Annotated in this window: 27 protein-coding genes; 15 read left to right on the forward strand and 12 right to left on the reverse strand. The window is 66.6% G+C overall.

Annotated features, from left to right (window positions below; genetic code table 11):
- Window positions 1-37 precede the first annotated feature (37 nt).
- Together FR943_RS12170 and ald are read right to left on the reverse strand one after the other, a co-directional pair.
- A complete protein-coding gene (locus FR943_RS12170) occupies window positions 38-589 on the reverse strand; it encodes a DUF4334 domain-containing protein (RefSeq protein WP_217157315.1) in 552 nt (183 codons plus the stop codon).
- Window positions 590-629: 40 nt separating this feature from the next.
- Entirely contained in the window at window positions 630-1745 is a 1116-nt protein-coding gene (gene ald / locus FR943_RS12175) for an alanine dehydrogenase (RefSeq protein WP_217158190.1), read from the reverse strand.
- A gap of 93 nt (window positions 1746-1838) precedes the next feature.
- On the opposite strand from ald, the gene aldR reads away from it, so the two are divergent.
- A complete protein-coding gene (gene aldR, locus FR943_RS12180) occupies window positions 1839-2351 on the forward strand; it encodes an HTH-type transcriptional regulator AldR (protein WP_217157317.1) in 513 nt (170 codons plus the stop codon).
- Between the two features lie 107 nt (window positions 2352-2458).
- Window positions 2459-3073 (forward strand): UPF0158 family protein, encoded by a 615-nt coding sequence (locus FR943_RS12185; RefSeq protein ID WP_217157319.1) that lies wholly within the window; start codon window positions 2459-2461, stop codon window positions 3071-3073.
- Here FR943_RS12185 and FR943_RS12190 read toward each other — a convergent pair.
- Entirely contained in the window at window positions 3037-3810 is a 774-nt protein-coding gene (locus tag FR943_RS12190; RefSeq protein ID WP_217157320.1) for an META domain-containing protein, read from the reverse strand. The genes FR943_RS12185 and FR943_RS12190 overlap by 37 nt on opposite strands.
- Before the next feature lie 261 nt (window positions 3811-4071).
- Here FR943_RS12190 and dapB point away from each other — a divergent pair, with 261 nt between their 5' ends.
- Genes dapB through FR943_RS12205 form a run of 3 tightly spaced genes read left to right on the forward strand, consistent with a single transcriptional unit; the run spans window position 4072 to window position 5728 of the window.
- Complete coding sequence (gene dapB / locus FR943_RS12195) at window positions 4072-4809, forward strand: 4-hydroxy-tetrahydrodipicolinate reductase (RefSeq protein ID WP_217157322.1); 738 nt, start codon at window positions 4072-4074, stop codon at window positions 4807-4809.
- Complete coding sequence (locus FR943_RS12200; protein WP_217157324.1) at window positions 4806-5273, forward strand: hypothetical protein; 468 nt, start codon at window positions 4806-4808, stop codon at window positions 5271-5273. Before dapB ends, FR943_RS12200 begins: the two co-directional genes overlap by 4 nt.
- On the forward strand, window positions 5270-5728 hold the full coding sequence (locus FR943_RS12205; protein WP_217157326.1) for a flavodoxin family protein: 459 nt from the start codon (window positions 5270-5272) through the stop codon (window positions 5726-5728). The genes FR943_RS12200 and FR943_RS12205 overlap by 4 nt, the downstream gene beginning before the upstream one ends.
- A 46-nt stretch (window positions 5729-5774) precedes the next feature.
- Here FR943_RS12205 and FR943_RS12210 read toward each other — a convergent pair whose 3' ends face one another.
- A complete protein-coding gene (locus FR943_RS12210) occupies window positions 5775-6071 on the reverse strand; it encodes a HigA family addiction module antitoxin (RefSeq protein WP_217157327.1) in 297 nt (98 codons plus the stop codon).
- Between the two features lie 22 nt (window positions 6072-6093).
- Window positions 6094-6375 (reverse strand): type II toxin-antitoxin system RelE/ParE family toxin, encoded by a 282-nt coding sequence (locus FR943_RS12215; protein WP_217157329.1) that lies wholly within the window; start codon window positions 6373-6375, stop codon window positions 6094-6096.
- Between the two features lie 158 nt (window positions 6376-6533).
- On the opposite strand from FR943_RS12215, the gene FR943_RS12220 reads away from it, so the two are divergent.
- The gene (locus tag FR943_RS12220) at window positions 6534-6986 is read left to right on the forward strand and encodes a hypothetical protein (RefSeq protein ID WP_217157331.1); all 453 of its coding nucleotides are present in this window, start codon (window positions 6534-6536) and stop codon (window positions 6984-6986) included.
- Window positions 6987-7009: 23 nt separating this feature from the next.
- Here the strand turns inward: FR943_RS12220 and FR943_RS12225 are convergent, their stop codons facing one another.
- Window positions 7010-7747: a dienelactone hydrolase family protein gene (locus FR943_RS12225; protein WP_217157332.1), complete on the reverse strand. Its 738-nt coding sequence runs from the start codon at window positions 7745-7747 to the stop codon at window positions 7010-7012.
- A gap of 42 nt (window positions 7748-7789) precedes the next feature.
- Here FR943_RS12225 and FR943_RS12230 point away from each other — a divergent pair, with 42 nt between their 5' ends.
- From FR943_RS12230 to FR943_RS12240, 3 genes are read left to right on the forward strand one after another with little or no spacing between them, the layout of a single operon-like run.
- Entirely contained in the window at window positions 7790-8590 is an 801-nt protein-coding gene (locus FR943_RS12230) for a thymidylate synthase (protein ID WP_217157334.1), read from the forward strand.
- The gene (locus FR943_RS12235; RefSeq protein WP_217157336.1) at window positions 8587-9087 is read left to right on the forward strand and encodes a dihydrofolate reductase; all 501 of its coding nucleotides are present in this window, start codon (window positions 8587-8589) and stop codon (window positions 9085-9087) included. The genes FR943_RS12230 and FR943_RS12235 overlap by 4 nt, the downstream gene beginning before the upstream one ends.
- 53 nt (window positions 9088-9140) lie before the next feature.
- Complete coding sequence (locus tag FR943_RS12240; protein WP_217157338.1) at window positions 9141-10346, forward strand: winged helix-turn-helix domain-containing protein; 1206 nt, start codon at window positions 9141-9143, stop codon at window positions 10344-10346.
- Here the strand turns inward: FR943_RS12240 and FR943_RS12245 are convergent.
- From FR943_RS12245 to FR943_RS12255, 3 genes are all read right to left on the reverse strand, one after another.
- Entirely contained in the window at window positions 10333-10614 is a 282-nt protein-coding gene (locus FR943_RS12245; RefSeq protein ID WP_217157340.1) for a hypothetical protein, read from the reverse strand. The two genes, FR943_RS12240 and FR943_RS12245, sit on opposite strands and share 14 nt — an antisense overlap.
- A gap of 163 nt (window positions 10615-10777) precedes the next feature.
- Complete coding sequence (locus FR943_RS12250) at window positions 10778-11245, reverse strand: hypothetical protein (RefSeq protein ID WP_246584972.1); 468 nt, start codon at window positions 11243-11245, stop codon at window positions 10778-10780.
- A 424-nt stretch (window positions 11246-11669) separates the two neighbouring features.
- On the reverse strand, window positions 11670-11963 hold the full coding sequence (locus tag FR943_RS12255; protein ID WP_217157342.1) for a colicin immunity domain-containing protein: 294 nt from the start codon (window positions 11961-11963) through the stop codon (window positions 11670-11672).
- 284 nt (window positions 11964-12247) lie between these two features.
- On the opposite strand from FR943_RS12255, the gene thyX reads away from it, so the two are divergent.
- The 3 genes from thyX (at window position 12248) to FR943_RS12270 (ending at window position 15672) form a co-directional block, all read left to right on the forward strand.
- Window positions 12248-13000, forward strand: a complete 753-nt coding sequence (gene thyX, locus FR943_RS12260) for an FAD-dependent thymidylate synthase (protein WP_217157344.1) — start codon at window positions 12248-12250, stop codon at window positions 12998-13000.
- 147 nt (window positions 13001-13147) lie between these two features.
- The gene (gene dapA / locus FR943_RS12265; RefSeq protein ID WP_218045668.1) at window positions 13148-13996 is read left to right on the forward strand and encodes a 4-hydroxy-tetrahydrodipicolinate synthase; all 849 of its coding nucleotides are present in this window, start codon (window positions 13148-13150) and stop codon (window positions 13994-13996) included.
- Complete coding sequence (locus FR943_RS12270; RefSeq protein ID WP_217157347.1) at window positions 13996-15672, forward strand: ribonuclease J; 1677 nt, start codon at window positions 13996-13998, stop codon at window positions 15670-15672. The genes dapA and FR943_RS12270 overlap by 1 nt, the downstream gene beginning before the upstream one ends.
- Here the strand turns inward: FR943_RS12270 and FR943_RS12275 are convergent.
- Entirely contained in the window at window positions 15669-16094 is a 426-nt protein-coding gene (locus FR943_RS12275; protein ID WP_217157349.1) for a hypothetical protein, read from the reverse strand. The two genes, FR943_RS12270 and FR943_RS12275, sit on opposite strands and share 4 nt — an antisense overlap.
- Before the next feature lie 116 nt (window positions 16095-16210).
- On the opposite strand from FR943_RS12275, the gene FR943_RS12280 reads away from it, so the two are divergent.
- Both FR943_RS12280 and FR943_RS12285 read left to right on the forward strand, forming a co-directional pair.
- Window positions 16211-16618, forward strand: a complete 408-nt coding sequence (locus FR943_RS12280) for a group III truncated hemoglobin (protein ID WP_217157351.1) — start codon at window positions 16211-16213, stop codon at window positions 16616-16618.
- Between the two features lie 110 nt (window positions 16619-16728).
- The gene (locus FR943_RS12285) at window positions 16729-18189 is read left to right on the forward strand and encodes a glyceraldehyde-3-phosphate dehydrogenase (RefSeq protein WP_217157353.1); all 1461 of its coding nucleotides are present in this window, start codon (window positions 16729-16731) and stop codon (window positions 18187-18189) included.
- Window positions 18190-18254: 65 nt separating this feature from the next.
- On the opposite strand, the gene FR943_RS12290 is transcribed toward FR943_RS12285, so the two are convergent.
- Complete coding sequence (locus FR943_RS12290; RefSeq protein WP_217157355.1) at window positions 18255-19079, reverse strand: mycofactocin-coupled SDR family oxidoreductase; 825 nt, start codon at window positions 19077-19079, stop codon at window positions 18255-18257.
- Entirely contained in the window at window positions 19076-19393 is a 318-nt protein-coding gene (locus tag FR943_RS12295) for a putative quinol monooxygenase (protein ID WP_217157358.1), read from the reverse strand. Before FR943_RS12295 ends, FR943_RS12290 begins: the two co-directional genes overlap by 4 nt.
- Window positions 19394-19552: 159 nt before the next feature.
- Between FR943_RS12295 and FR943_RS12300 the strand changes: the two genes are divergently transcribed.
- Window positions 19553-22114, forward strand: a complete 2562-nt coding sequence (locus FR943_RS12300; protein ID WP_217157360.1) for a DNA translocase FtsK — start codon at window positions 19553-19555, stop codon at window positions 22112-22114.
- The last annotated feature ends 40 nt before the right edge of the window (window positions 22115-22154 follow it).

Here is a 22154-nt window from a genome sequence, read left to right on the forward strand (position 1 = left end):
CGTCAGTCGAATGCGCGGTGAACAGTGTGCCCGCGTGCTACTCCACCGGCAGGGAGTTGTCGCGGTGGAGCACGAAGAAGTACGGCCGACGGGAGCCACGCAGATCCATCGCCCCGATCACCGCGTCTTCGGACAACTTGCGGAACACGTCGTTGATCGGCAGTTGGTCGTAGATCATCGTGGCAGTGTCGACGCCGCGGTAACGGGTGGTGCGCAGCCTGGCCTTCGGGGCGCGTGCCTGCAGCGCCGGGCGCAGGGCGGTGATCGGTCGCGACATCGGCCGCTTCTTGAGAAGCGGCAGTTTGGTCGCCACCGCCAGGCCGCCGAACGCCGGCAGCGGATTGAGCGGCCACAGCGCGGTTCCGTCGCTCGTCGGGAACAGGAGCGGATGGACCGTCTCGGTGTCGACGAACTGCTTTCCCCACCAGCCGCTCGCGGCCAGCAGTCCGTCCATCGGGTGCAAGGTCGGAAGTTCGGCGCCGTGCCACGTGCTGAGCATGAACTCCGGTTCGACCGCGTCTGCGGCGTCGAAGGCGGCGAGCGCCTCATCCGTGGTCATCGGAACGGTGGAGAACAACTCGTGCAACATGGCATCCAGAATACTTGACGGGTGTCAAGTACCGTTCCGGCTATGCCGGCACCGTGCCCGGATCGGTGAACGTCAGGCCGAGGTCGGTGGCAACCTGCTCGGACAGCAGCGCGCCCTCGTGCGTCGACAGTCCCTTGGCCAGTGCCGGGTCGGCCGCACAGGCCGCCCCCCAGCCCTTGTCGGCCAGCCTCAGCACGTACGGCATGGTGGCGTTGGTCAGCGCGTAGGTGGAGGTCCGCGGCACCGCGCCGGGCATGTTGGCCACGCAGTAGAACACCGTGTCGTGCACGGCGAAGGTCGGATCGTCATGCGTGGTGGGCCGCGAGTCCTCGAAGCAGCCGCCCTGGTCGATCGCGATGTCGACCAGTACGGCGCCCGGCTTCATATGGGCGACAGTGGAATTGGTGACGAGCTTGGGTGCCTTGGCGCCTGGCACGAGGACCGCTCCGATCACCAGGTCAGCGCCTTTGACCGCTTCCTCCAGGTCGAGCATCGAGGAGTATCGGGTCTCGATGCCGCCACCCGACTCGTTGTCGATCTTGCGCAGCGTGTTGATGTTGATGTCGAACACATTGACGTGGGCACCCATACCCTTGGCGACGCGGGCCGCGTTGTACCCGGCCACGCCGCCGCCGATGACGACAACCTCGGCCGGGGCCACACCGGGCACGCCGCCCATCAGCACACCACGACCGCCGTGGGAGCGCATCAGATGGTAGGCGCCGACCTGGGCCGACAGCCGGCCGGCGACCTCGCTCATCGGGGCCAGCAGCGGGAGCGAACCATCGCTTGTCTGCACCGTCTCGTAGGCGATCGCGGTGGTCCCCGAGCCCAACAGCGCGTCGGTGCATTCCTTCGACGCCGCCAGATGCAGGTAGGTGAACAAGGTCTGGCCCGTGCGCATCCGCGGGTACTCGGCCGCGATCGGCTCTTTGACCTTGAGCAGCAACTCGGCCTCGGACCACACCTGTTCGGCCGTGGCGACGATCTCGGCACCGGCGGCCTTGTAGTCGTTGTCGGTGATGGCCGATCCCAGGCCGGCGCCGGCCTGGATGATCACGTCGTGCCCGCGCCGGGTCAACGCCGCGACTCCCGCGGGGGTGATGGCCACCCGGTACTCGTTGTTTTTGATCTCGGTCGGGATGCCGACGAGCATGGTCACTCCTTCAGGGTCGGAGTCCTGACATAAGTGTGAAGAAACTTCGAAAGTCAGGCAATGTCTGTGTAGACAATTCGGTACGGTCGGGCTGTGGGAGAAGGATCATCGGATCTGACCGGTTCTTCGGTCCGCGCTTCGAAGGATGTTCGATCCGAACTCGACGAGGTGGACCGTCGCATCCTGCTGGCGCTGCATGCCGATGCCCGGATGTCCAACAGTGCGTTGGCCGAGGCAGTCGGCATCGCCGCGTCGACCTGCCACGGTCGGGTCCGCCGGCTGCAGCAGATCGGGGTGATCCGGGGCTTCTACACCGACATCGACCCCGCGGCTCTGGGGCTGAGCCTGCAGGCCATGATCTCGGTCAGCCTGCAGTCGAACGCGCGCGGCAAGATCCGCAGCTTCATCGCCCAGATCCGCAAGCGGCCACAGGTGATGGACGTGTACTTCCTGGCCGGGGGCGACGACTTCATCCTGCACGTGGCCGCCCGCGATACCGATGATCTGCGGGCGTTCGTGGTGGAGAATCTCAATGCCGACGCCGATGTCGCCGGCACCCAGACCTCGCTGATCTTCGAGCACCTCCGGGGGGCGTCACCGCTGTGAATACGTGGGATCGAGCGACCATCGCGCAACTGCGCGGGGCGGTATATCGGGCCGACGGGTCCGTGGTCGAGCTGGTCGGTGGGCGGTTGACCACCGAGGTACTGCAGATGGCCGGAAACGGCCTGCTCGACGCAGTGACCGCAGGCGTGCCGAGGGCCACCGATCTGGCCGCGGAATGTGCTGCAGCACTGCGTATTCGGGACTGGGATGGTGATATCGAGCTGGCCGACCACCTCGATGCGGTGTGCGGCAGCGGGGCCACGCCGATGTTGCGCCCGCTGCCGATTGACCTCGACGATCTGTCAACGGCCCTGCATGGTAACGAGGTGGTCACCGGCGCGCGGATCCATCCGGAGACCGGTGAGGTCCGCTACTTCGATCGTGACTACGAAGAGTTCGGCGGCGAGGACGAAGACGGCGAGGACGAAGGCGACGAGGACGACAGCCGCTGGCTGTATGTCGACTCCACAGGATCCCGCGAGGGTTACCACGACATGGAGGTCTTCATCTCGACCGTGGCCGATCCCGACATCGTCGACCGGCTCGAGATAGCCATTACCGGTAGTGGGGCTTTCCGTCGGTTCAAGGATGTGCTGTCACGCTGGCCCGACGAGCTGACGCGATACTTCGCGATCCGCGACGACCGCGAGCTGGGGCGAGCCCGGGCCTGGCTGGCAGAGCAGGGCTACCGTCCCGCTTCGGCGCGCAGGATCAATCCGTAGCCGTCGGCGCCCGTCAAATGCAGCTCGTCGGAGTCGATGGCGGTCTGCACGCTGCCGGTGAGAACCCGCAGCACCGCGTGCTCGACTTCGGTGACTTCCGGCGGGCACGCCTTCTTGGTGGTGCCCAGCGGGCCGAACTCGACAACCGCGGGAGCACCGGAAACCGTTGCGTGGCCGGTGATCTGGTTGCAGCCGGTAAAGCCGCTGACGGCACCGTCCGGCGCGATGGTCAGCGTGGGCTTGGCCTGCTCGAGTGCCACGGAGGTGGTGACTGCCTGCGCGGAGATCAGGCTGGTGACCCGCCAGGTGGTGCCGGTCAGCGGACGGTCCGGATCGACGACCTTCTTGTCCCGCAACGTCACGGTGGCAGCGTCGGTCTGCAATGTCAGGGTGTCGCCGTCCAGTGACCAGGCCGGCTGGGCCGCGAAGAACCTCGACACCCAGGCATCCGAATCCCCGGCCGGGGGAGCGCAGGCCATCATCGTCATGGCCAACTGGGTGGCGATCCGGCCTTCGGACAGGTCAGCGGTGCCCGACCCGTGGTTACAGCCGGCGAAGGTGCTGATCTGTTTACCGTCGAAGCCGACGGTCAGTGGCCCACCGCCGGGTATCTGGTCGCCGTCGACCTGCTGTGAGACGAAAGTGCGACCGGACAGCTCAGCGGGACTGCTGCTCTCCGTACATCCCGTGGTCGCGATCACCGCGACGGCAACCGAGGTGAGAGTGATCAGACGCATGGTCCCACCGTAGATGCCGGACGCACCCGTGCCCGGGATACGCGCGATCAAGTTGGTTGACAGCCTGATTCGGTGGAATTCGGTGGACCAGGCGCGTCGCTCGGGTCCACATCGGTGAGGCCGACACAACCTGCCCCGACCGGCGTTGGATCGGCGTCGAGCGTGCGCAAATTGCTGACAATTGGCGGCGCGCCCACCGGCAGACACGCACGTTCGCGGTGCAGGGGGAGGGCGCAGGGGCTGGGCAGTAGGCTCCCCACCATGCGAGTTGGCGTTCTGGGAGCTAAGGGCAAAGTCGGCGCGACCATGGTGCACGCGGTCCAATCCGCGGAAGATCTGACGTTTTCGACCGGCGTCGACATGGGTGATCCGTTGACTCTGCTCACCGACACCAAGACCGACGTGGTGATCGACTTCACCCATCCCGACGTGGTGATGGACAACCTGAAGTTTCTCATCGACAACGGTATTCACGCCGTCGTCGGCACCACCGGATTCACCTGGGAGCGCATCGAGCAGGTGGAGTCCTGGTTGCAGGCCAAACCCGAGTCCGCGGTGCTGATCGCCCCGAACTTCGCCATCGGTGCGGTGTTGTCGATGCACTTCGCCCAGCAGGCGGCGCGGTACTTCGAATCCGTCGAGATCATCGAGCTGCACCATCCGCACAAGGCCGACGCCCCGTCGGGCACCGCGGCGCGCACCGCCAAGCTCATCGCCGAGGCGCGAAAAGGAATGCCGCCCAACCCGGATGCCACCAGCACGGGCCTGGAGGGCGCCCGCGGCGCCGACGTGGACGGTGTCCCGGTGCACTCGGTGCGGCTGGCGGGCCTGGTCGCCCATCAGGAGGTGTTGTTCGGCACGCAGGGGGAGACGTTGACGATCCGCCACGACAGCCTGGACCGGTCCTCGTTCGTGCCGGGGGTGCTGCTGGCCGTACGCAAGATCGCCGAGCGGCCGGGGTTGACCATCGGCATCGAACCGCTGCTCGATCTGTCGTGAGCGACGGCGCGCGCTCGCTGCGCATCCAACTGGTGATCGGCTTCATGTGTGTGGCGCTGATCGTCTACTTCGTGATGCTGGGCCGCGCCGCGTTCGTGTTCATCACCTCGGGCAAGCCGGCGGCGATCGGTCTCGGGCTCGCACTGCTGGTCTTCCCGCTGATCGGGATCTGGGTGCTGGTGACCACGCTGCGAGCCGGCCTGGCGCACCAGCGCCTGGCCGCACTGGCCCGCGAGCAGGGCATGGAACTCGACGTCAGCGCGCTGCCGACGCGCCCGTCGGGCCGAATCGAACGCGCGGCCGCCGACGAGCTGTTCGGCACGGTGAAGGCCGAACTGGAAGCCGATCCGGACAATTGGATTCGCTGGTACCGGTTGGCGCGTGCCTACGATTTCGCCGGTGACCGCGGCCGAGCGCGGGAAACCATGCGCACGGCGGTGCGGATGCAGGAGCAGTCGTCATGACCCGGACATTGCTGATCATCCATCACACGCCGTCACCGCACTGCCAGGAGATGTTCGAGGCGGTGATGGCCGGGGCAACCGATCCCGACATCGAGGGTGTCGAGGTGCTGCGCCGCCCGGCCTTGACGCTGTCGCCGGTCGACGCGCTCGACGCCGACGGCTACCTGATCGGAAGTCCCGTCAACCTCGGGTATCTCAGCGGTGCCGTAAAGCATGCGTTCGACCAGCTGTACTACCCGTGTCTCGATGCAACCCGGGGGCGACCCTTCGGGGCCTGGCTGCACGGAAACGAAGGCAGCGAGGGCGCGGTGCGAGCACTCGACGGAATCACCTCCGGGCTCGGTTGGGTACGGGCAGCAAAGACGGTGATCGTCTCGGGCAAGCCGACCAAGGCCGACGTGGAGGCGTGCTGGAACCTCGGCGCGACAGTGGCCGCGCAGCTGATGGAGGCGTGACGCTCGCCCACTGCGCACGGTCCTTCAGATCGCCGAGCCACTTGGTTCAACCCGCAGCAGTGAGCGGGCGAATGCGGTCGAGTTCAGCACCGCGCTCGGTGCGTGCCACATCCGCGTCGTAGCGAGCTTGGAGGTTGATCCAGAACATGTCCGAGAGGCCCAGCGCGCGGGACAGCCGTAGGCCGGTATCGGCGGTGATTGACCGGCGCCCTCGGATGACCTCGCTCAGCCGGGTCTGCGGCACGCCAATCTCCTGCGCGAGCCGGTAGGCGCTGATCCCCATCGGCGCGAGGAACTCCTCGGCGAGAATCTCGCCGGGATGGGTGGGGGCGAAGTCGGCCATTGGGTTCTCCTTTCAGTGGTAATCAGTGGTAATCGGTGAGCTCGACATCATCGGGACCGCCTTCGCGCCACGTGAAGCAGATGCGGTACTGGTCATTGACTCGGATGCTGTGCTGGCCCGCGCGGGGCGGTTGTAGCTTCTCCAGCCGATTACCCGGGGGGACGCGCAAGTCGTCGATGTTCTCCGCTGCGTCGAGAATCTGCATCTTGCGCCGCGCCGCCTTGGCAAGCTCGACGCTGATGCCTCTCGGACGCCGCAGTTCCCAGACCTTCTGGGTGTCACTGTCCCTGAACGACCGGATCATCCAGCCAATGCTAACGCGATACGTTAGTAACGTCGATCGAGAGGGGCTCGGTGAGTCCTCCGGTGAATCAGAGGCGGTCGGGCACTTCTTCGATACCGTTGGCACGGTCGGTGCTGCAGGCACGGTCGACGAAATCGATGGAGTGATGGAGGGACGTTATGCCGGGAATCGCCGATCTTGCGCTGGGAGCGGCGCCCATTGCTGGCGGGGCCCTGCTGGGCGCGGCCGCAGGCAATCTCAAACCGCCGGACGTGCGCGGCTTGATCGCCAAGGACATGGACCTGCTGGCCAAGATCCCGCCCGAGCAGACGGAGCGACGGGCCCGGTTCCAGGCCAGCATCGACCGACGCATCGATGACTTGATCGAGGCGGGGGAGCGCAGCCGTGAGATCCGCGAAGCCGCCCTGTCCTATCGGGGCAACTGGCGCGACATCCTGGTGTTCGTCTGCGCTCTGCTGTTCACGTTCATCTGGTGGAACGTCAGCCACGCCCGGCCGCACTGGACACTGACCTTCGTCGCGATGGTCATCGTCTCGGTGGCGGCAGCGATCTACGCGGGTCGCGGTGCGGCCCGCGCGATCAACACGTTCCTGCACCGCAACGACCCGTAGCAACGTTCGTCGGCGCCGCGGACTCAGCCGAGTTTGGCGCCGAAGAACTCTTCCATGGCTTCCCAGTGCCGTTTTGCGGCCGCCTCGTCGTACGGCGCGTTGTCCGGGACCGCGAAACCGTGTCCAGCCGCGTAGGTTTCGATGGTGTGCTCGACGCCGGCGGCGGTCAGCGCGTCGTCGAGGGTCTTGGCCTGCTCGGCGGTGAACGACGCGTCGCCCTGGGCGCCGCCGACATAGACCGCAGCCTGGATCTGGTCGGCGAGCAGGTGTGGGCTACCCGGATCGTCGGACGCCAGCCCGCCGCCGTGGAACGACATTGCCGCCGCGACGCGCTCGGGGACCCGCCCGGCGACCACCAGCGATGTCCGGCCGCCCATGCAGTAGCCGGTGGTGCCGAACCTTTCCCCACGGACCTCGGGCCGGGACTGCAAATAGTCGAAGAAGGCGCCGGCGTCGGCTGCCATGATCTCCGGGGTCACCTTCTGGATCATCGAGAACAACCGGGCCCGCTCGGACTTGTTGCCGAAGACCGTGGCCATCTCGAACGGCGCCCAACCGGCGTCGCGGTAGTACATATCCGGCACCAGCACGGCATAGCCGTACCCGGCGAGTTGTGTGGCCATCTGATCGAAAGTGGGACGTGCGCCGCCGGCGTCCGGATACATGACGATCCCCGGCCAGGGGCCCGCCCCCTCGGGCGTGGCGAAGGTGACCGGGCAGGTCCCGGCGGGTGTGACGATGGTGTCCTTTGTGGTCGGCATGGCTACCGTTCTACTCCGCGCCTCGACACGTAAGCTGGGCGCGTGCCGATCCAGACGCCCTACGAGGACCTGCTGCGGAAGGTGAGCGAGCACGGAGTCCCGAAATCCGATCGCACCGGCACCGGTACGCGCAGCCTGTTCGGCCATCAGATGCGTTATGACCTGGCGGCCGGCTTCCCGTTGATCACCACCAAGAAGGTGCACACCAAGTCGGTGATCTATGAGTTGCTGTGGTTTTTGCGCGGCGATTCCAACGTGCGCTGGCTGCAGGAGCGCGGTGTCACGATTTGGGACGAATGGGCTTCTGAGACAGGTGATCTCGGACCGGTTTACGGTGTGCAGTGGCGGTCGTGGCCGACACCGTCGGGCGAGCACATCGACCAGATCTCGGCTGCCCTGCAGTTGCTCAAGCACGATCCCGATTCGCGGCGCAACATCGTCTCGGCGTGGAATGTCGGTGCGATCCCGCAGATGGCGCTGCCGCCGTGTCATGCCTTTTTCCAGTTCTACGTGGCGGACGGAAAATTGTCCTGCCAGCTGTATCAGCGCAGCGCCGACCTGTTTCTCGGGGTGCCGTTCAACATTGCCAGCTACGCCCTGCTCACCCACATGATGGCCGCGCAGGCCGGTCTCGGTGTCGGGGAGTTCATCTGGACGGGCGGTGACTGCCACATCTACGACAACCATGTCGACCAGGTGGCCCTGCAACTCGGCCGCGATCCCCGTCCCTATCCGGAACTTGTTTTGGCGCAGCGTGATTCGATTTTCGATTACACGTATGAGGACATCGCGATCGTCAACTACGATCCGCACCCGGCGATCAAGGCTCCTGTCGCGGTATGACCCAGCCGCTTCGACAGCTGGCGATGATCTGGGCGCAGTCCACCTCCGGGGTCATCGGCCGGGACAACGACATTCCCTGGCATCTGCCCGAGGACCAGGCCCGGTTCAAGCAGCTCACTCTCGGGCAGACCGTGGTGATGGGCCGGTTGACGTGGGAATCGCTGCCGGCCAAGGTGCGGCCGCTGCCGGGGCGGCGCAACGTCGTCATCACCCGCAACCCCGGCTATGTGGCCGACGGCGCGGAGGTGCTGCCCGGAATCGGTGACGTGTTCCGGGGCTGGGTGATCGGCGGGGCCCAGATCTACGCGCAGGCTCTGCCGTACGCGGTGCGGTGCGAGGTGACCGAGATCGATGTCGACGTGGTTCCCCAGGCCGGGGACGCGTTGGCGCCGGTGCTCGACGACTCCTGGACCAAGACCACCGGGGAGTGGCTGACCAGTAGCTCGGGCTTGCGGTACCGGTACTGCAGCTACGTGCGGGGCAGCGCGGGCGGCTAACTGGGCCAACCGCGCTGACCGGAGATGTCGGTGCGGTGGGGCACCATGGCACGGTGGCCACTCTGACTGTTGACCAGGCCCGCCGGATCGCCGTCGCCGCGCAGGGGTTTTACGAGCGTAAGCCTCGCGGCCCGGTGACCCGTACGCACCTGCGCAGGCTGATCTCACGGATTCAGGTGCTGCAGCTGGACTCGGTGTCGGTGGCGGTGCGCGCGCACTACGCGCCGGTGTTCAGCCGCTTGGGGCCCTATGACCGCGACGTGCTGGACCGGGCGGCCTGGTCGCACAGTGCACGGTCCCCGCGGCTGCTGGTGGAGTACTGGGCACATGAGGCTGCGCTGATGGCCGTCGACGATTGGCCGTTGCTGCGCTGGCGGATGCGCGAGTACACCCACGGCCGCTGGGGCACCGAGATCGTCCGGAAGAACCCCAAGCTGGCCGAGGACATCGTGGCCGCGGTCGCCGAACTCGGCCCCTCGACCGCCGGGCAGATCGAGGCGCACCTGGAGGCCGAGCCGCGCGGACGCAAAGGGCCGTGGTGGGACCGCAGTGAGACCAAATGGGTGGCCGAGGCACTGTGGTCGTCGGGCACCTTGACGACGGCGACGCGCGTCGGCTTCGCCCGGCACTACGACCTGACCGAACGGGTGCTGCCATCGGAGGTGGTGGCCCGCGAAGTCGATGACGAGGAGGCCATCCGCGAACTGACGCTGCGGGCGGCCACCGCGCTGGGCATCGGCACCGAGGCGGACATCCGCGACTATTTCCGGCTGGCCGCCAAGCAGGTCAAACCAGCGCTGGCCAAGCTGGTGGCCGACGGGGAGCTGGAGCCGGTGGACGTCGCCGGGGTGCCGGCCTACCTGCGGGCCGGGCAGCGGGTGCCGAGCCGTGACCGTGGGACCGCGCTGCTGTGCCCGTTTGACCCACTGGTCTTCTTCCGGCCCAGGGTGCAGCGCTGGTTCGACTTTCACTACCGGATCGAGATCTACACCCCCGCGCATAAGCGCCAATACGGTTACTACGTATGGCCATTCCTGCTGGATGGCCGGCTGGTGGCGCGGGTGGACCTCAAACGCGCCGACGCCGCCCTGCAGGTGCTGGGCGCGTTCACCGAGGAGGGGCAGGACCCGGCGCGGGTGGCCCGGGCCCTGGCCGTCGAGCTTGAGACGATGGCGTCGTGGCTGGGGGCCGACGGGGTCGAGGTGGCAGACCGTGGGGACCTCGCCGGCCCGCTGCGGGCCGCGCTCACATCATGCTGAGTGTTTCGAGATGCACTGTGGTGGACGCGAACCCGTCCGTCGGTGAGGTGCGCTGGCACCACACGCCGTCCTGACGCTTCTCGGTCTGCACGACACGCCCGTCGACGTTGAACGTGACCTCCAACTCCATCGGCTGCCCGGTCTGTCCCGGGCAGGGGTGTTCCCAGACGATGGTTCTTCGGTCACTGTTCGGACCGCTGTCGAAGATCAGCTCCCAGTCGCGTTCGTTCGCGCGCTCGCGCACCAGGTCGATGACGTGGTAGCTCATGTGGTTTCCTCCTCGGTCGAATACTTCAAGGGTGGTCGAAGACGGGGTCTGGGGCCGTCCGCCGATCGGCCCACGGTGCAGGGGATTGGCATATCCGCCGATCGGGGGATACCCGGAATGGACGGAATGGTCGCTGCCCCTCGAAGCGACCATTCCGTCGGCCTCACCGACCGGCCAGCACCTGAGTGACGGTGGCCTGCAAGTCGGCGCCCTCCGGGCCGTCGATGCTCGTCTCACGGTCGAAGGTGGCCGTGCCGTCGGCGGCGATGGTGAAGTTGCCGATCTGGTCCTGCTCGCCGCCGGTGACGGTGAACACCACAGTCGTCTTGTCCGGTAAGGGTTTTGCACCGGTGTAACGAGGGTTGATCGTGTACTGGTAGCTGCAGCCGGCCGAGCCGAAGCACTTCTGCTCGGTGATGATCACGTCGACGTCGAAGTCGGCTGTGGTGGGCGGCAACACCGCCGACGGCGTCGAGGTTGACGACAGCCCGGCCCAGACCGGCGCATCGCTGGGCTTCGCCGAGACACGGTCGGGGGACACACATCCCGTAAGCAGCAACGCTGTGCCAACAGCGCACAGAGCCAGGGCATTCCGGCGCGCGGGGGCCAGGCAGGCGATTCTGCGTAGCATCGATAGACCTTCCTTGTCAGGCGGGTGGACCGGGTGGCGGGGCAGGGTCCAAGCTGTGAACCCGCCACCCGGTGTCCGGGGAACAGGACAGTAAAGACGACGGGTCCGACAAGTCGGGCTCGGGACGCGACGGCCGGTTCGTGCGGATCGTCGTCGGGTACGTCGGTCAATGCCGCCAGCGCGTCGGCCCGCAAGCGATTGCCTCGGTGACGATCTGAGCACCCTGCCCTGGCAAGGACGGTGTTTCGGCAGCGACTGTGGACGCTCCTGAACCGTCGGATCCCGGGGATTACCGCGGTGGCGGCGGTCTTCTGTGAGCGAGCCATTTCGGGAAGAGCGCAAGCCGGTCAGGATCCGCGGCAAGGCTTGGTAGGTCCACCGGTCAGGGTGGGCGGTGGGAGGGACCGCGTGTCATCGAGAGTGGCTATTCGCTGGAATAGAGAAGATCATATGCCTTCTCTGCGCAACGGCGAAGTTCTTTCTCGCCGATACCGCCGGTAGCCGCTCTCAATTGTGGATCTTTGACGTAATCGTCTACGTTCGCGAATAGCTCATCTAGGGTGTCGAATTCTTTGCTGGCGACTTGTTTCGTATCGGATTTGAAGTATTTCAGATATTCCGATTCGAATCGGTTAGCCGAAAGTTCACCGTTAACAAATCGTCTGAGTATGGGCTCGTACCCGGCTAGCATCGCTTTAACTGCTTCGCTTCTCGGCATCATCTACCACCAAGCGTTCCTTGATTCAAGATATTCCCTGCTTACCCAAGGCTAAGGAGCTACCCAGAAACGAATTCTCCTGTTTGGGATTGGACGAGTTAAGGCTATCGCTGCAAAGGTCGTGCCTGCGCACCAATTTGACGTCAATAAGGAGCCGCCGATTTCTACCTCTGGGTTGCTCGCACAGAAGATCAACCGCCCTGGTGTGGAAAACGGCGACCCGGCGCACCGGCCAGAAGCGCGCTGCCGCCCGGTCACCGACCCCCCACCACTAAGGTGAGTGCGTGGCCGAGATCGCCCCGCTGCGCGTGCAGCTGATCGCCAAGACGGAATTCCAGGCGCCACCGGAGGTGCCGTGGAGCACCGATGCCGACGGCGGGCCCGCGCTCACCGAGTTTGCCGGCCGGGCCTGTTACCAGAGTTGGTCGAAGCCGAATCCCAAGACTGCGACCAACGCGAGCTACATCCGCCACATCATCGACGTCGGGCACTTCTCGGTGCTCGAACACGCCTCGGTCACCTTCTACATCACCGGCATCTCGCGGTCGGCGACCCACGAGCTGATCCGGCACCGGCACTTCTCCTACTCGCAGCTTTCGCAGCGCTATGTCCCCGAGAACGATGCCGAGGTGGTGGTCCCGCCGGGGTTCGAAGACGATCCGGAGTTGGTGGAGATCTTCACCACGGCCGCCGACGCCAGCCGCGCCACCTACACCGAGCTGCTGGCCCGGCTGGAGGCCAAGTTCGCTGACCAACCCAACGCTGTTTTGCGTCGTAAGCAGGCCCGACAGGCCGCCCGCGCGGTGTTGCCCAACGCCACCGAAACCCGCATCGTGGTCACCGGCAACTACCGGGCTTGGCGGCACTTCATCGCGATGCGGGCCAGCGAACACGCCGATGTGGAGATCCGCCGGCTTGCCATCGCCTGTCTGCGTGAGCTCGTCGCGGCCGCCCCCGCAGTGTTCTCGGATTTCGAGATTTCCACGCTGGCGGATGGTAGTCAGGTGGCAACATCCCCTTTGGCCACGGAGGCTTGACAGAGTGGCCGGGGCACAGAGCCACGGAGGCTTGACGGAGCGGCCGGTCAACACGGCGACAAAGTTCCTATCGCCCCGGGGTAACCTTGGCGCGTGAGCACGAGCGGAATCGATGTAACAGCGCAGTTGGGCACGGTGTTGACCGCAATGGCAACCCCGTTCAAGCCCGACGGCTCGCTGGATCTCGATACCGCCGCCCGGCTGGCCACTCGCCTGATCGACTCCGGCTGCGATGGCCTGGTCCTGTCGGGCACCACCGGTGAATCACCCACCACCTCCGACGAGGAGAAAATCGCGCTGCTGCGCACCGTGCTGGAGGCGGTGGGGGACCGGGCCCGCATCATCGCCGGCGCCGGCAGCTACGACACCGCGCACAGCGTGCATCTGGCCAAGGCCTGCGCCGCCGAAGGTGCCCACGGGTTGCTGGTGGTGACGCCGTACTACTCGCGGCCGCCGCAGGCCGGTCTGCTCGCGCACTTCACCGCGGTCGCCGATGCCACCGATCTGCCGAACGTGCTCTACGACATCCCGCCGCGGTCATCCATCCCGATCGCCTGGGAAACCATTCGCACCCTGGCCGCTCATCCCAACATCGTGGCGGTCAAAGACGCCAAGGGCGATCTGCACGGGGGAGGGCAGATTCTCGCCGAGACCGGGTTGGCGTACTACTCGGGTGACGACACGCTGAACCTGCCATGGCTGGCCATGGGCGCGGTCGGATTCGTCAGCGTGTGGGGCCACCTGGCCGCCGGTCAGCTGCGAGATATGTTGACCGCGTTCAACTCTGGCGATATCGCCACCGCACGCAAAATCAACGTGTCGTTGGCCCCGCTGGCGCTGGCCCAGGCCTACCTCGGCGGGGTCACCATGTCCAAGGAAGGCCTGCGGTTGCAGGGATTTGACGCCGGTAACCCCCGGCTGCCCCAGATCCCGGCCACCCCGGCGGAGATCGAGGCGCTGGCCGCCGACATGCGTGCGGCGTCGGTGTTGCGATAGTGACCGCCGAACTCGCGCCCCCCAAGCCGCTGGCCCCCGGCGGCCTGCGAGTCACCGCACTGGGCGGGATCAGCGAAATCGGCCGCAACATGACGGTGTTTGAGCACCTCGGGCGGTTGCTCATCGTGGATTGTGGCGTGCTCTTCCCGGGGCACGACGAGCCCGGGGTCGACTTGATCCTGCCGGACCTGCGCCATGTCGAGGACCGTCTCGACGACGTCGAAGCGCTGGTGGTGACGCACGCCCATGAGGACCACATCGGGGCAATCCCGTTCCTGCTCAAGCTGCGTCCCGACATTCCGGTGGTCGGCTCCAAGTTCACTATCGCGCTGATCCGCGAGAAATGCCGCGAGCACCGCATCAAACCGGTGTTCGTCGAAGTTGCCGAGCGGCAGAGCAGCCGGCACGGCGTTTTCGAGTGCGAGTACTTCGCGGTCAACCACTCCATCCCGGGCTGCCTGGCGGTCGCCATCCACACCGGTGCCGGCACGGTGCTGCACACCGGTGACATCAAGCTCGACCAGCAGCCGCTGGACGGACGTCCTACCGACCTGCCGGGGATGTCGCGGCTCGGCGACGCGGGCGTGGACCTGTTCCTGTGCGATTCGACCAACTCCGAACATCCGGGCGTCAGCCCGTCCGAGAGTGAGGTCGGTCCGACGCTGCACCGGTTGATCCGTGGCGCCGAGGGCCGGGTGATCGTGGCCTGCTTTGCGTCGAATGTCGATCGCGTGCAGCAGATCGTCGATGCCGCGGTGGCGTTGGGGCGGCGGGTCTCGTTCGTCGGGCGCTCGATGGTGCGCAACATGGGCATCGCGCGCGAGCTGGGGTACCTGCGGGTCGCCGACAGCGACATCCTCGACATCGGTGCGGCCGAGATGATGCCGGCCGAGAAGGTCGTGCTGATCACCACCGGTACGCAGGGCGAGCCGATGGCCGCGCTGTCGCGGATGTCTCGCGGTGAGCACCGCAGCATCACGCTGACCGACGGGGACCTGATCATCCTGTCCTCGTCGCTGATCCCGGGAAACGAGGAAGCGGTCTACGGGGTGATCGACGCACTGGCCAAGATCGGTGCCCGAGTGGTCACCAATGCCCAAGCGCGCGTGCATGTTTCCGGTCACGCGTATGCGGGGGAGCTGCTGTTCCTCTATAACGGGGTGCGGCCCCGCAACGTGATGCCGGTGCACGGCACCTGGCGTCACATGCGTGCCAACGCGGCACTGGCCGCGAGCACCGGGGTGCCTCCCGAGAACATCGTGCTGGCCGAGAACGGTGTCAGCGTGGACCTGGTGGCCGGCCGAGCGTCGATCGCCGGGGCGGTGACCGTCGGCAAGATGTTCGTCGACGGGCTGATCACCGGTGACGTCGGTGACGCGACGCTGGGGGAACGCCTGATCCTGTCCTCGGGTTTCGTCGCGGTGACCGTGGTGGTGCACCGCGAGACCGGCAAGCCCGCCGCGCCGGCGCAGCTGCATTCGCGCGGATTCTCCGAGGACCCCAAGGCGCTGGAGCCGGCGGCCCGCAATGTCGAGCGGGAGCTGGAAAGCCTTGCCGCCGACAACATCACCGACCCGACCCGCATTGCCCAGGCAGTGCGACGCACCGTCGGCAAATGGGTCGGCGAAACGTATCGGCGTCAGCCGATGATCGTTCCCACCGTCATCGAGATTTAGCCCGCCAGCAGCAGGATCCCGGCCACCAACAGCCCGATGACCTTGGCGGCCTCCAGGCCCACGTAGTAGTAATGCGCGGTGGAGCGCGGCGCGTCGAGCCCGGCCAGTACCGCATCCGAGCGCTGGGTCAATTTCGGCCGCACGGCCAGCAATTGGATTGCCAGGGCGAGGATGGCCACCGCGAAGGCCACGGTGATCGGTGTCGACGGATGCTGTGTCAGCAGGATCACGAGAATGACTGCGGCAAAAAGGGATTCCACAGAGTTGAGGGCTCGGAACACCTTTCGCCCGATGCCCAGGCCGATCTGCAGGGTGACCCCGGGCGCCCGGAATTTCAGGGGTGCCTCGATGAACGAGATGGCAAGCACCATGCCCAGCCAGCAGAAGGCGACCGCCGCCGCGACCGCGAGAGTGGCGTTCATCTCATCACTCCGGCTTCCGGGCGAGCGGGCTTTGCCATCGGGGGGAACATGGCTAGAGTTTATACAACAAAGAGTTGTAAAAACTAGGGCATCCCGCCCAGGAGGTGTCGGTCCCGATGGCTGAAGACCTGGCCGGCCACGACGACGTCGAGCTGCTGCTGTGGCGTTTCTACAGCAAGGCGCTGTCCGACCCCATTCTGGCCGAGCCGTTCGCCGAGCTGCGGGCCAACGGGCTGCGCTCCCACCTCCCCGTGATGTGCGACTTCTGGGAGACCGCGCTGTTCCGCGCCGGGCTCTATCACCGCAATGCCCTGACCGTGCACCGTGAGCTGCACGCCCGGCATCCCCTCTCGGCCCGTCACTTCGTGCGGTGGCTGACCCTGTGGACCGAGACCATCGACGAACTGTACGAGGGGCCCTACGCCGAGCGGGCAAAGGCGCAGGGCGGCCGGATCGCCAAGGCGATGCACCGGCGGTTGGCCGGGGTCGACGCCGCCGAACTCGACGCCCTGGTTGCCTGCTGAACGGCGAATCGGGAGTGCCCCATCTCACAGCGGGGTAGCTGGGGAAAGTGAACCAAGACCCGCTGGATAGCATCTGTGTATCTACAGATCACGAAACTTGAGGGCTTGCGTTGACAACTGACCATCTTGACCGCTGGAACGCTCACGAGGCATCCGCGGAGGCGATGATTCCGATTATTGGCCACCTCTATCGGGACAAGGGGGTGACCATCCTCCTGCACAGCCGGTCACTGGTGAACAAGTCGGTGATCAGCATTCTGCGCACCCACCGGTTCGCTCGGCAGATCGAAGGGGAGGAGCTCTCGATCGAGCTGACCCTGCCCTTCCTGCAGGCGCTGGCCGGGATGGAGCTCGGGCCGAGCAAGATCGACCTCGGCCGGCTCGCGATGGCCTACCGGGCCGACGACCGCGGACTGAGCATCGAGGAGTTCACCGCCGAGGCACTCGCCGACGTGATCGGGGGCAACAAGGCCGAACCGCAGGGGCCGCGGGACGTCGTGCTCTACGGGTTCGGCCGGATCGGCCGGTTGGTGGCCCGCCTGCTCATCGAGAAGGTGGGCTCGGGCAACGGACTGAACCTGCGCGCCGTGGTGGTGCGCAAGGGTGGCGCCGAGGACCTGGCCAAGCGGGCGTCGCTGCTGCGCCGGGACTCGGTGCACGGGCAGTTCAACGGCACCATCAAGGTCAATCCGGAGAACAACACGATCATCGCCAACGGCAATGTGATCCGGTTCATCTACAGCGACGACCCGACCAACCTCGACTACACCGAGTACGGGATCAACAACGCGATCCTGATCGACAACACCGGCAAATGGCGCGACCGCACGGGCCTGGAGCAGCACCTGCGCCCGGGCATCGGGAAGGTGTTGCTGACCGCGCCGGGCAAGGGCGACGTGCCCAACATCGTGCACGGCGTCAACCACCTCGATCTGGACGCGTCCGAGCAGATCGTCTCGTGCGCGTCGTGCACGACGAACGCGATCGTCCCGCCGCTGAAGGCGATGGACGACGAGTTCGGCATCGTCCGCGGTCACGTGGAGACGGTGCACTCGTTCACCAACGACCAGAACCTGCTGGACAACTACCACAAGGCCGACCGTCGCGGCCGTTCCGCGCCGTTCAACCTGGTGCTGACCGAGACGGGTGCGGCCTCCGCGGTCGCCAAGGCCATGCCGGACTTCAAGGCCAAGATCACCGGTAACTCGATTCGCGTTCCCACCCCGGACGTCTCGGTGGCGATCTTGAACCTGCAATTGCAGCGGGAGGTGACCCGGGCGGAGGTGCTGGAGTACCTGCGGCGGGTGTCGCTGTCCGGGCCGTTGAGCCGCAACCTGGATTACACGGTGGCCACCGACGCGGTCTCCAGCGACTTCATCGGTTCGCGGGCCGCCTCGATCGTGGATGCCAACGCCACGATCGTCGACGGTGACACCGCGATCCTGTACCTCTGGTACGACAACGAGTTCGGCTACTCCTGCCAGGTGGTGCGCACGGTGCAGTACATCTCCGGCATCGAGTACCCGACGTATCCGCAGCTGAATGTTGAGCTGACCAGCCACGCGGTCTGATCCACGCGAAAACGTCTCGGCCGCCGCGGTTTTCCGCGGCGGCCGAAATGTTGTGGTGGTGTGGCTCAGCGCTTGTTGACGATGCCGGCATCCACCGGCAGCGTGACCCCGGTGATGTAGCGCGCCTGATCGGACACCAGCCAGGCGACCGCGTTCGCGATGTCCTCGGCCGCCAGCACCTGGACCGGCAACGCGTTGCCCATGTCGGTGGGCGTGTCGGACTCCTCGGCGACCTTTTTGAGCCAGGACCGGGTGAACTCGTTGTTGATCATCGGCGTGTCCACCCCGGTGGGGTGGATCGTGTTCACCCGGATACTGTGCGGGGCAAGGTGATTCGCGTAGGCCCGCATCAGTCCCACCACTCCGTGCTTGGCGGCGGTGTAACCCAGTGAGCCACGGTCGCCACCGCCGATGCCGATCAGGCCGGCCGCCGAGCTGATCAACACGATCGACCCACCGTCACCTTGGCCGACCATGATCGGGATGGCCGCCTCCACGGTGTTGTGTACCCCGGTCAGGTTCACGTCGATGACGTCACGCCAGCCGTCGGGACCCGACTGCATCGGTGCGATCCCGGCATTGGCGACGACGATGTCGAGCCGGCCCAGCGAGTCGACGCCGGCCTGCAGGGCGGCGCGCAGCGCGTCCTCGTCGCGGACGTCGGCGTGGCGTGCCACGATCCGGCGGCCGGTTTCCTCCACCAGCTTGACGGTCGCGGCCAGATCCTCGGGCGTGGCCAGCGGGTAGGGCACCGAGTCGATCTGGGCGCACAGATCGACCGCGATGATGTCGGCGCCGTCGGTGGCCAGGCGCAGCGCCTCGGCCCGGCCCTGGCCGCGTGCTGCGCCGGTGACGAACGCGACCTTGCCGGCCAGGGGAGTGGCGCTCATGATGGCCGCAGCTGGCCCTTGGCCGGGTCTCCCGCCACGACAGGTTGCAACATTTTGATATCGGGGGCGCCATCGAGCAGCTCTCCGACGGTGCCGAACAGCGCGCCGATCGCCGGAGCGGTGCTGTGGGTCTTGAGCGCCTCGGCGTCGGCCCACTGCTCGACGAAGACGAAGGTGCCGTCGGCCTCGTGCAGGGAATACAGCTGGCAGCCAGGCTCGTCGTGTACTGCGGCGACGGCCTTGGTGCAGGCCTCGCGCACGGCGTCGACGGACTCGGGCTTGGCCTTCATGGTGGCCACGACGACAACGGGCATGTGTGTAGAACTCCTCGATGAGTGCCGAAACTGGACGACTGTCCACCCTAGGTGATCGGCCGGCCGATTCGGTTCGTATGGCTAAGTTTCATTCGATACCGTTCTGTGACCCGTGTGGCAGATGGTGATTATGAGGCATGTGCGACTAGGCTTGCAGGCATGGCTAACAAGACCGCCGGCCGATCCGGAGCCCGTTCGAGCAGGTCGAACGCCAGCTCGCGAGGCGGTTCGCGGCGCCCGGCACCGGCGCGTTCGGGCCGGCCGGCCGCGCCGCGACGTAAGCCCGCCCGCCGCCCGCAGACCTCTTCGCCGGTGTCCGTCGCCGGTCAGAAACTGGGGCAGGGCGCCCGGGCCGGGTGGCTGATGCTGGCCAAGGGTGCCGGATCCACGGCCCGCTCGGTCGGCCGCGCCCGCGACATCGAACCCGGCCACCGCCGCGACGGCCTGGCGCTGGCGTTGCTCGGCATCGCCGTCGTCGTGGCCGCCAGCTCGTGGTTCCACGCCGCTGGGCCGGTGGGGCACTGGATCGACACCGCGCTGCGGACCCTCACCGGTGGACCGGTGGTGCTGGTTCCCGTCGTCGTCGGCGCCATCGCCGTGGTGCTGATGCGCACCGAACCCGACCCCGAATCCCGCCCCCGGCTGATCCTCGGCGGGGCCATGATCGTGCTGCCGCTGCTGGGCCTGTGGCACCTGTGGTCGGGCTCGCCGCAGGATCCCATCGCACGTCAGCACGCCGCCGGATTCGTCGGCTTCGCCATCGGTGGCCCGCTGTCGGATGGTTTGACCGAATGGATCGCCGCGCCCTTGCTGTTCATCGGCGTGCTGTTCGGGCTGCTGCTGGTCACCGGCACCACCATCCGCGAAGTGCCCGCCACGCTGCGCACCATGTTCAGCACCCGGGCGTTCCGCGATGACGACTACGACGACGAATACGACTACGACGGTGAGTACGGCGATTACGCCGACGACGATCTGTCCGACGGCTACTACGACGACGACACCGCCCGTGGCGATGCGCAGGCCCAGGCATGGCCGGCGGCGGCCATCGAAGCGCCCAAGGCGCCGACCGGCACGCCGATGGACAACTACCCGCTGCCGGAGGACGCCGACGCCCCGACCGTCCCGGAGCCCGCGGTCAAGCCGCGTCGCAAGAAGGCCGAGCCCAAACCCAAGCCCGAGGACACCCTGGTCATGGACCGGGTGGTGGAGGGGCCCTACACGCTGCCGTCGCTGGATCTGCTGATCGCCGGCGATCCGCCCAAGCTGCGCACCGCCGCCAACGACCAGATGACCGACGCCATCACCTCGGTGCTGGAGCAGTTCAAGGTCGATGCCGCCGTCACCGGCTGCACCCGCGGGCCGACCGTCACCCGCTACGAGGTCGAACTCGGACCCGGCGTCAAGGTCGAGAAGATCACCGCGCTGCACCGCAACATCGCCTACGCCGTCGCCACCGAGAGCGTGCGCATGCTGGCCCCGATCCCCGGCAAGTCCGCGGTCGGCATCGAGGTGCCCAACTCCGACCGCGAGATGGTCCGGCTGTCTGACGTGCTCACCGCGCCGTCGACGCGTCGCGACCACCACCCGTTGGTGATCGGCCTGGGCAAGGACATCGAAGGCGACTTCGTCTCGGCCAACCTGGCCAAGATGCCGCACCTGCTGGTGGCCGGTTCGACCGGCTCCGGTAAGTCCAGCTTCGTCAACTCCATGCTGGTCTCACTGCTGGCGCGGGCCACCCCGGAGGAGGTCAGGATGATCCTGATCGACCCCAAGATGGTGGAACTCACGCCGTACGAAGGCATTCCGCACCTGATCACGCCGATCATCACCGAACCGAAGAAGGCCGCCGCGGCACTGGCCTGGCTCGTCGAAGAGATGGAACAGCGCTACCAGGACATGAAGGCGTCCCGGGTCCGCCACATCGACGTGTTCAACGAGAAGGTGCGCTCCGGTGAGATCAGCACGCCGCTGGGAAGCGAGCGGGTCTACAAGCCCTACCCCTACATCCTGGCCATCGTCGACGAGCTCGCCGACCTGATGATGACCGCCCCACGTGATGTCGAAGATGCCATCGTGCGCATCACCCAGAAGGCCCGCGCCGCCGGCATCCACCTGGTGCTCGCCACCCAGCGGCCGTCGGTGGACGTCGTCACCGGTTTGATCAAGACCAACGTGCCGTCCCGGCTCGCGTTCGCGACCTCGTCGCTCACCGACAGCCGCGTCATCTTGGACCAACCGGGGGCCGAGAAGTTGATCGGCATGGGTGACGGCCTGTTCCTGCCGATGGGCGCCAACAAGCCGCTGCGCATGCAGGGCGCGTTCATCACCGACGAGGAGATCCACGCCGTCGTCGAGGCCACCAAGTCCCAGGCCGAACCGGAGTTCGTCGAAGGCGTCACTGCGGTCAAGGCCGGCGAGCGCAAGGATGTCGACCCCGACATCGGCGACGACATGGACGTCCTGCTGCAGGCCGTCGAGCTCGTGGTGTCCTCCCAGTTCGGCTCGACCTCGATGCTGCAGCGCAAACTGCGTGTCGGGTTCGCCAAGGCCGGCCGGCTGATGGACCTGATGGAGACCCGCGGCATCGTCGGCCCGTCGGAGGGCTCCAAGGCGCGGGAGGTGCTCGTCAAACCCGACGAGCTGGCCGGCACCCTGGCGCTGATCCGGGGTGGGGCCGACGCCAACGGCGCCGACGCCGACGACGCCGAGGAGTTCTGAGCTCTACCCTCCACCGCCGAAATGGCATTCCAGCAGAGTT

It is taken from the genome of [Mycobacterium] fortunisiensis (genome assembly GCF_019050325.1).
Taxonomy (GTDB): domain Bacteria; phylum Actinomycetota; class Actinomycetes; order Mycobacteriales; family Mycobacteriaceae; genus Mycobacterium; species Mycobacterium fortunisiensis.

Bases quoted from the DNA above. Each gene is read 5' to 3' on its own strand.
- FR943_RS12170 (WP_217157315.1), bottom strand. From the start codon at position 589: ATGTTGCACGAGTTGTTCTCCACCGTTCCGATGACCACGGATGAGGCG.
- ald (WP_217158190.1), bottom strand. From the start codon at position 1,745: ATGCTCGTCGGCATCCCGACCGAGATCAAAAACAACGAGTACCGGGTG.
- FR943_RS12185 (WP_217157319.1), top strand. From the start codon at position 2,459: ATGGCCGGAAACGGCCTGCTCGACGCAGTGACCGCAGGCGTGCCGAGG.
- FR943_RS12190 (WP_217157320.1), bottom strand. From the start codon at position 3,810: ATGCGTCTGATCACTCTCACCTCGGTTGCCGTCGCGGTGATCGCGACC.
- dapB (WP_217157322.1), top strand. From the start codon at position 4,072: ATGCGAGTTGGCGTTCTGGGAGCTAAGGGCAAAGTCGGCGCGACCATG.
- FR943_RS12205 (WP_217157326.1), top strand. From the start codon at position 5,270: ATGACCCGGACATTGCTGATCATCCATCACACGCCGTCACCGCACTGC.
- FR943_RS12210 (WP_217157327.1), bottom strand. From the start codon at position 6,071: ATGGCCGACTTCGCCCCCACCCATCCCGGCGAGATTCTCGCCGAGGAG.
- FR943_RS12215 (WP_217157329.1), bottom strand. From the start codon at position 6,375: ATGATCCGGTCGTTCAGGGACAGTGACACCCAGAAGGTCTGGGAACTG.
- FR943_RS12220 (WP_217157331.1), top strand. From the start codon at position 6,534: ATGCCGGGAATCGCCGATCTTGCGCTGGGAGCGGCGCCCATTGCTGGC.
- FR943_RS12225 (WP_217157332.1), bottom strand. From the start codon at position 7,747: ATGCCGACCACAAAGGACACCATCGTCACACCCGCCGGGACCTGCCCG.
- FR943_RS12235 (WP_217157336.1), top strand. From the start codon at position 8,587: ATGACCCAGCCGCTTCGACAGCTGGCGATGATCTGGGCGCAGTCCACC.
- FR943_RS12245 (WP_217157340.1), bottom strand. From the start codon at position 10,614: ATGAGCTACCACGTCATCGACCTGGTGCGCGAGCGCGCGAACGAACGC.
- FR943_RS12250 (WP_246584972.1), bottom strand. From the start codon at position 11,245: ATGCTACGCAGAATCGCCTGCCTGGCCCCCGCGCGCCGGAATGCCCTG.
- FR943_RS12255 (WP_217157342.1), bottom strand. From the start codon at position 11,963: ATGCCGAGAAGCGAAGCAGTTAAAGCGATGCTAGCCGGGTACGAGCCC.
- dapA (WP_218045668.1), top strand. From the start codon at position 13,148: ATGGCAACCCCGTTCAAGCCCGACGGCTCGCTGGATCTCGATACCGCC.
- FR943_RS12275 (WP_217157349.1), bottom strand. From the start codon at position 16,094: ATGAACGCCACTCTCGCGGTCGCGGCGGCGGTCGCCTTCTGCTGGCTG.
- FR943_RS12280 (WP_217157351.1), top strand. From the start codon at position 16,211: ATGGCTGAAGACCTGGCCGGCCACGACGACGTCGAGCTGCTGCTGTGG.
- FR943_RS12290 (WP_217157355.1), bottom strand. From the start codon at position 19,079: ATGAGCGCCACTCCCCTGGCCGGCAAGGTCGCGTTCGTCACCGGCGCA.
- FR943_RS12295 (WP_217157358.1), bottom strand. From the start codon at position 19,393: ATGCCCGTTGTCGTCGTGGCCACCATGAAGGCCAAGCCCGAGTCCGTC.
- FR943_RS12300 (WP_217157360.1), top strand. From the start codon at position 19,553: ATGGCTAACAAGACCGCCGGCCGATCCGGAGCCCGTTCGAGCAGGTCG.